Consider the following 3,624-nt stretch of genomic DNA (forward strand, 5'->3'; position numbering starts at 1 on the left):
CACCCACTGACGATCGGGTCGTAGCATTGGGCGAACACCAGACGAGCGCCGAGAGCACGGATGCGCTCCATCAGGTCGCGCTGGCCGGAATGATGATCGCGCGCCCGCTGTAGGACTGCGGCGCCTCACGGCCAAACGCCTCGCCGGAAGACGCGCCCTCGAAAACTTTGTTGGCGGCCTCCAAGGTTGTTTCGGTGGAAATCCCGAAAAGTGGATAATGGCCACCTCGAAGTGCCGGTTGATGATCTCGGCAACATCATCGGACCATTTGTTTCGCCCGTAAAACTGGTGACGCTCTCTAGGACGGAGAGGTCGGCTTCCGGGCGATGCCAAGGCTGGCACGTATTCGGCCTGACGCGGCCGCTGCGGAAGCCGCTATCGGCCCGCAGAACCTTCGGAATGAAAACGCCCCAACCGAGGGACCTTAAAATGGGTACCTCGGCCTGCATGAGGCTCTTAGGATTGACGATCCAAAGTAGGCGCTTCAGTTTCACTGCAGCCGTCGATTCCGACTTCCAGCCCATCAACCCTGAGCGGCACAGGCCCTATCATCCGCAACCGCCGAGCAATAGGCGCGAAGCGCGCCGAAGCGCTCCCAGAAATGGGAGTTGCTTTTTAGCCAAATCAGTGATGAGGCGTCAGGCGGAGCCTAGGAGACTCTCGCCAATTGCGGAGGGAGGATTCTGGTTCATCGTAGCCACCAGGAGCGAAGATGAAACAGAAATCCGGGCCGGGCAAAGCGCCGGCAGAACGAGTGCTAAAGGACATTCGGCGCCAGACGCCGACAGTATTCAGCGGAGGAGAAGATCCGCATCGCGCTGGAAAGACTGCGGGGCGAGGAGAATACGGATCGTTTCAGAAAACACGGAAAGGATTCGCCGATGTCCTCTGACGCTCTCGTGGCAGTCGAAAGGCTGAGCAAATGCTATCATATTTTCGAATCTCCGCCCAATCGCCTTAAGCAATCGATAGTGCCCCGCTTGCAGCGGGCAGCCGCTCCGCTCGCCCGCATCACCGGCAAGAGCTTGACCCCGCGTCGCTACTACCGGGAATTTTGGGCTTTGCGGGACGTGAGCTTCACCGTTGGACCCGGCGAAAGCGGTGCGCGAAGTGGGACACTGTGAACTGCCGCGCGTCCAGATCAAAAGCGCTCTTTGTGGTTCTGGAACAGCGTGGTCAACAACCTCCGGGCGTGCGTGTGTGGCGTTCGTTAACTTGCATACGCTGCATCGTGGGCCTCGTTCGGAGAAGCGTCAGTCGACGAGAGGGGTGTAGGCCAGAGGGCGTTTGCCAACGCGCCAACCATGTGGCGCTAGCTTTTGCTGCTTCGGTCACGCCATCTCGCTCATAAGAACGCCCCGACGACCCAGCGGATACCGGCCCAGAGGAGCGCGTTGAGGAGGATCGCCGCAAGCGGCCAAAAATTCCACGCTGTCCGCGGCTGCGAAGCATCAGGACGCAATGGCGATTGGCTTTACCGCCTTCAATCACGCGTGGTTTTGGTTTGCTCCAGTGGGTCATCCGTACCCTATCCCTGCGCTGCGCTATCGATCAGAGCCATGGCTAGGATCAGAGAAAAATCGAAGATCTCCAAGCCAAGAGAACGGCGTGCAAATGCGGTAGGACCACGGTCGTGAGGCTGGCGAGCCTGACCGTCAGCCTAGCCGACGGGCAGATGCCAGCCGAGACGATGTTCATGCGGGTCCAACTCTGGTTCTCGGGCATCTAACCGTAGCGCTCGATGATTGCGTGAGCCTCCGGCCCTTTCGGAAAGTCAATGAAGCCCTGCGCCGCTTTGCTGTCGGCGCCGCTCTTCAATGGCGCGGCACCTCGCCGAATGGTCTATCGAGCTCCTGCCGCATCAGCCAGCGCGAGGCGGCCTCATTGTCAACAAAGGCGAGCTCGTCATAGCCCGCCTCATATTGATCGGCCCGCGTGATATCCGCGCCCTCGACGCCCTTCGGATGCATGGTCTCATAAACGGGCGAACTCACCGCCTCCACTGCGACTACGTCATAAAGCGTCGTGGCGGGACTGCAGATCGACAGTTCTGCGAAGGCCACCGACTTGGACATCTCCGCGCCATTCACGAAAACCGCAGGCTTCTTCCAAAGCACGAGCTTTCCGGTATTGCAGATGAGGCGGCTTTCCCGGTACGGCGATCCCATCCACGACCAGCTCCTTTGGTCGCGCATCCTCGGCCGAGAGAAAGATCTGGAATGACGCGCCTTGCATAATTTGGCTATGACATTGGCCATTCGCGCCGAAGCTTAACGCCGCTTGATGACCAGGAGTCCGCTTGATGCTCGCGACTATCTCGTTGGTCGGTTCGGTGAATTTGGCGGCGACTGCCACATTGATCTCTGCCGGTTGTGCAGTTACGACCAGCTTCAACGCCGCATTGATCAGGGTCGATGAAGCAAGTCTCATTGTGAACTCCTGGGGCCAGCTCGCCACGTTTTTTGTGCGGCGGTTTTCATCTCAGCAATCGGCGTGCCGCACGCGAAGGCCTGCGGGCGTCGCTTGAAGAGAGAAAAACCACGTGTTTGCCGCAGCAGCCGCGGAATGACTTAGCTGCTGTAATCGGGTTTCCCACATCGACGTCTTCAACCGGACACGACTGGTACGACAACCTAGAAGGTAAATGACTCAGGTCGCCTCCGTGCCGGCAATTTGCCGCGTGATAGAGCCGCAGGTCGAAGCGCTGATCGCTGCGAGTGGCATCGATTTCCGGATTGGCGGTAATAAGCCTTTTACTGTCCTTCCGAGGACTACGTTCAGGTGGCGCAACCGGCTGCCTATTTCGAACTGATCAAATGGCATCGGACAGCGCTTCACGAATTGGCGCATGCCAGCGGCCATTCTACCCGTCTCAACCGCGATCTGTCAGGTGCTTTCGGTACGAAGAAATACGCTTCGAGGAGATCATCGCCGAGATAGCCTCGGCATTTGGCTGTGCCTCGCTCGGCGTCGTGCCGACCGTGCGTCATGCCGATTACGTTTGCTCATGGCTCGCGGTGCTGTCATGGCAAAGGCTTGAAGATCTGCCGCAGGCGTTGGGGGCAATCTGGCTCGATCGCAGGCTCGTTGGGAAGGAGCCCGATGAGTTCGCGTCGACCGGCTTTGGCGCGGAAGTCGAGACGGCGCTCCGAACGAGACGGCAATGGCTGATCGAGCAGGGGCTGGCGCGAGAGGAAGGCGGACAGGTGCGTTTCGCGCGGAACATGCTCGAGGCGCGCGAGCTGGCGCGGACGGCCGCAAATATATCCGCTCGCACGGGCCTTGACCATGTCGATGCCAAGGTCGGCGACAACGTCAATGGCGTCTAAACTCTCCGAAAGTGAACTCACTCAGCGCGAGCGCCAATGCCTTGCATGGACTGCGCAGGGAAAAACAGTCGCGGATATCGCGGTGCTGGTCCAGATTGCGCCGCGCACTGTCCTGTTTCATCTTGAGAACGCGCGCCGCAAACTAGGTGCAGCATCTATTGCCCAATGCGTCGCCGAGGCGCTGCGGCGCGGTTTGTTGTCCTAATCATCCACACCCTCCCATTTTCGCGAGATGCACAAGAGACCTGGCGCTCGTCGCGCCGGGCATGTTGTATTGTGCTCTGTCCAAAAAGGT

General features: G+C 59.3%; 4 protein-coding genes and 2 pseudogenes. 4 read left to right on the forward strand and 2 right to left on the reverse strand.

Translation table 11 applies throughout. The features are described from left to right. Positions 1 to 712 precede the first annotated feature (712 nt). Positions 713 to 884, forward strand: a pseudogene (locus KIP88_RS45360) (IS3 family transposase); the annotation flags it as partial. 930 nt (positions 885 to 1,814) lie between these two features. Here the strand turns inward: KIP88_RS45360 and KIP88_RS47685 are convergent. Continuing rightward, positions 1,815 to 1,994 carry a hypothetical protein gene (locus KIP88_RS47685; RefSeq protein WP_249791554.1) on the reverse strand — a complete coding sequence of 60 codons (180 nt, stop codon included), beginning with the start codon at positions 1,992 to 1,994 and terminating at the stop codon, positions 1,815 to 1,817. A 19-nt stretch (positions 1,995 to 2,013) separates the two neighbouring features. Further along, positions 2,014 to 2,430: a substrate-binding domain-containing protein gene (locus tag KIP88_RS47690; RefSeq protein WP_249791555.1), complete on the reverse strand. Its 417-nt coding sequence runs from the start codon at positions 2,428 to 2,430 to the stop codon at positions 2,014 to 2,016. A 351-nt stretch (positions 2,431 to 2,781) separates the two neighbouring features. Between KIP88_RS47690 and KIP88_RS48940 the strand changes: the two are divergent. The 3 genes and pseudogenes from KIP88_RS48940 to KIP88_RS45375 form a co-directional block, all read left to right on the forward strand. After that, positions 2,782 to 2,966: pseudogene (locus KIP88_RS48940) on the forward strand (zincin-like metallopeptidase domain-containing protein); the annotation flags it as partial. Positions 2,967 to 2,972: 6 nt separating this feature from the next. Continuing rightward, positions 2,973 to 3,329, forward strand: coding sequence for a DUF3363 domain-containing protein (locus KIP88_RS47700; protein ID WP_374226616.1), 357 nt, complete (start codon positions 2,973 to 2,975; stop codon positions 3,327 to 3,329). Next, positions 3,319 to 3,534 (forward strand): response regulator transcription factor, encoded by a 216-nt coding sequence (locus KIP88_RS45375; RefSeq protein WP_249791556.1) that lies wholly within the window; start codon positions 3,319 to 3,321, stop codon positions 3,532 to 3,534. The genes KIP88_RS47700 and KIP88_RS45375 overlap by 11 nt, the downstream gene beginning before the upstream one ends. The last annotated feature ends 90 nt before the right edge of the window (positions 3,535 to 3,624 follow it).

Source organism: Bradyrhizobium sp. SRL28, assembly GCF_018596315.1.
GTDB lineage: Bacteria > Pseudomonadota > Alphaproteobacteria > Rhizobiales > Xanthobacteraceae > Bradyrhizobium.

Bases quoted from the DNA above. Each gene is read 5' to 3' on its own strand.
- KIP88_RS47690 (WP_249791555.1), bottom strand. From the start codon at position 2,430: ATGAGACTTGCTTCATCGACCCTGATCAATGCGGCGTTGAAGCTGGTC.
- KIP88_RS45375 (WP_249791556.1), top strand. From the start codon at position 3,319: ATGGCGTCTAAACTCTCCGAAAGTGAACTCACTCAGCGCGAGCGCCAA.